The following is a 1756-nucleotide window of genomic DNA, read 5'->3' on the forward strand; positions in this document are numbered from 1 at the left end:
GCGGCAATTGCGCTTTTTGTGATGCTGCTGGCATTTCCATTTTGTGGCTGTTGCAGATTGCCAGCGGCATTTTTGGCGACATTGACGAGGGCGTTTTGCGCCAGACTTTGGCCGCTGTCGACACTGGCCGAGATACTGCTGCTATCGCTGTTGTAGGACGCCTTGTTGTCGATGTCACTGGTGGTGAGGGTGCCGGTGAGCAGCTGGTTTTTGTCTTTCGGTGCACTGCTGTCGATGATGCCGCCGGCGAGGTGCAGAGCAAAGTCTCACCTGTTGATTTTTCCCAAATCCATTTACGGAAAATCAAAATACTTAAAAGGTGTTGCAGAGATATTTATTTTCATTTCAACCAATATTGACTTTAAAAGGCTTAGATCTTCTTGACTAAGGTCAACTTCGTACTCAATCAAATGATCACATAGTATCTCGATTGCAAGAGGCTCCTCATTATGATCGGCGTAATTCAATGCGCCTTGTAAAAGATCATCATCAAGTTTTCCTGAAATTCGATCTGCAAATTCTTTGATTTTTTCAGCAAACATATTGTCTTTCCTATTTCACAGCCTTTAAAGATGATGGAACCGGATTCGGATCAGGAAATGCAGTGACAACTTTACCTGTAGCAGGTTGATACACCACACGAATCTGCACCCCATCACGTACTTCATATGCAACCCATTTAGCAGGATCGCCGTTTTTAGTATAGAGACCACCTGTTCCTGTTTGTGCGTACCACTTTGTATTTGGAGACGTCGCTATATCTCCTACATCATGCATTACTTTATTCGCACTCCAACTCTCAGGAAAAACAGTCTTTCCAGACTGTCCAGGCCATAAGTGCCCACCACTACCCGGACCATCGCCATACAGTATGTGCTTACGTGCCTCTGGAGACAAAATATCTACATATGTACCGCCTCTATTTGCCCAGTTCTTTCCCGCTTGCGCCTTCTCACCAAGCTTCTGCCCAAGCTTCCCTGCACCCGACATCGTCCCCGCCATTGTAACCGCCAGCATACTGGCCGCCTGTGGAGACAACCCAAACCGCTGCTCCAGTTCTTTAGCGGCACTTTCCAGCGTGGCGTTTTGCCAGTTGATGGCGGCGTAGAATGCCTTCGACGCAAGGGAACTTATTGAGAGTAAGCGACATATAAAAATAATCCCGCGACAACAATGAAATATGCCATCCGACCAAGTTGATTGGTTCCTTCGTTAAAAGCAAACGGTGCCGGCAAATTCCAGTTCTTAAATACAGCATTAATAATCCATACCAGCCAGAGCGATATGCATACCAAAAACAATAATTGATCATATTCACGATGTGTAAAAAAAAATATTCCTTTGACTATGCCCACAATGCCAATTAGAACCAACAATATTCTCATGACACGCAAATGATTCATTTTTTGTCCTCGCTCGTATCTTTAAGTTGTTGCTGAGTCCTATCTAAAAATGCTTGCCATCCACCACCCAAAGCGACCAACGAAATAACTCGACTAGCTGCTGCTTCTCCAAGCCCATATACTCGCTGCAAGTACTGCTGAGCAATTTGTTGTAGAGCTACATTTGCTAGACCACTTCCTGATTCTCCATCTACATTACCTGAGCCGACGGTAGCGCTTGCACCAACGATAGCTGCCGCAGTACCCATCATGCCGATGGGACTGACAAGTGCCACTCCCGTCGCAGCTGTTCCAATATCGTCAAAGATCCTTTTGTCCATCGCCTTGATATAAGCCTGCGTTCCCGGATCAGA

At 46.0% G+C, this 1756-nt stretch carries 5 protein-coding genes; 1 reads left to right on the forward strand and 4 read right to left on the reverse strand.

Features of this window, described 5'->3' with window-relative positions:
* On the forward strand, window positions 1–359 hold a 359-nt coding region (locus AKL27_RS28270; RefSeq protein WP_198156109.1), incomplete at its 5' end, for a hypothetical protein.
* Here AKL27_RS28270 and AKL27_RS26825 read toward each other — a convergent pair.
* The 4 genes from AKL27_RS26825 to AKL27_RS28275 form a co-directional block, all read right to left on the reverse strand.
* Complete coding sequence (locus tag AKL27_RS26825; protein WP_157057138.1) at window positions 294–542, reverse strand: MafI family immunity protein; 249 nt, start codon at window positions 540–542, stop codon at window positions 294–296. The two genes, AKL27_RS28270 and AKL27_RS26825, sit on opposite strands and share 66 nt — an antisense overlap.
* A 10-nt stretch (window positions 543–552) precedes the next feature.
* A complete protein-coding gene (locus AKL27_RS27420; protein ID WP_083439327.1) occupies window positions 553–1017 on the reverse strand; it encodes an EndoU domain-containing protein in 465 nt (154 codons plus the stop codon).
* A gap of 113 nt (window positions 1018–1130) precedes the next feature.
* Window positions 1131–1403 (reverse strand): hypothetical protein, encoded by a 273-nt coding sequence (locus tag AKL27_RS26830; RefSeq protein WP_050465959.1) that lies wholly within the window; start codon window positions 1401–1403, stop codon window positions 1131–1133.
* The coding region (locus AKL27_RS28275) for a hypothetical protein (RefSeq protein WP_198156108.1) at window positions 1400–1756 on the reverse strand (357 nt) is incomplete at its 5' end. The genes AKL27_RS26830 and AKL27_RS28275, both read right to left, overlap by 4 nt.

Origin of the sequence: Herbaspirillum autotrophicum (assembly GCF_001189915.1) — a bacterium.
Classification (GTDB): Bacteria; Pseudomonadota; Gammaproteobacteria; order Burkholderiales; family Burkholderiaceae_D; genus Herbaspirillum; species Herbaspirillum autotrophicum.

Coding starts and splice junctions, on each gene's coding strand:
- AKL27_RS26825 (WP_157057138.1), bottom strand. CDS start 542: ATGTTTGCTGAAAAAATCAAAGAATTTGCAGATCGAATTTCAGGAAAA.
- AKL27_RS27420 (WP_083439327.1), bottom strand. CDS start 1,017: ATGCTGGCGGTTACAATGGCGGGGACGATGTCGGGTGCAGGGAAGCTT.
- AKL27_RS26830 (WP_050465959.1), bottom strand. CDS start 1,403: ATGAATCATTTGCGTGTCATGAGAATATTGTTGGTTCTAATTGGCATT.